Genomic DNA, 512 nt, shown 5'->3' on the forward strand with positions numbered 1-512 from the left:
GCATCGGCGCGGCGCTGGTGGAAGCCTTCGCGCAACAAGGCGCGCAGGTATTTTTCCTCGACATCGCCGAGCGCGAGTCGCGCGAACTGGAAGCCGCGCTACGCGACACACCGTTGCCGCCGACCTTCCTGCACTGCAACCTGCTCGATCTCGACGCGCTGGCGGCGAGCTTCGTCCACATTGAAAAAATCGCAACCTGCGCGACATCGAAGGCCGCAGCGCCCTGCTGCTGGGCAAGGCCAAGGACAACAACGCATCCTGCGCCGTCGGGCCTTTCATTCGCCTGTTCGACGAACGCTTCACCATCGATACGGTGCGCCAGGCCGAAGTCTCATTGCGCATCGAAGGCGCCGACGGCTTCCGTCTCGACGGCGTCAGCTTCATGCGCGAGATCAGTCGCGATCCGCTCGACCTGGTGCAGCAAACCTGCGGCGCGCATCACCAGTATCCGGACGGCTTCATGCTGTTCCTCGGCACCATGTTCTGGGCGACCGCGTCACCATCGCCAGTCC

Annotated in this window: 1 protein-coding gene and 1 pseudogene; one reads left to right on the forward strand and one right to left on the reverse strand. The window is 64.1% G+C overall.

Features of this window, described 5'->3' with window-relative positions; translation table 11 throughout:
• Positions 1–181: hypothetical protein (locus HLUSI_RS34565; RefSeq protein ID WP_238534082.1), on the reverse strand; the 181-nt coding region annotated here is incomplete at its 3' end.
• 12 nt (positions 182–193) lie between these two features.
• Between HLUSI_RS34565 and HLUSI_RS32135 the strand changes: the two are divergent.
• A pseudogene (locus HLUSI_RS32135) lies at positions 194–512 on the forward strand (fumarylacetoacetate hydrolase); the annotation flags it as partial.

The organism is Herbaspirillum lusitanum P6-12 (assembly GCF_000256565.1).
Classification (GTDB): Bacteria; Pseudomonadota; Gammaproteobacteria; order Burkholderiales; family Burkholderiaceae_D; genus Herbaspirillum; species Herbaspirillum lusitanum.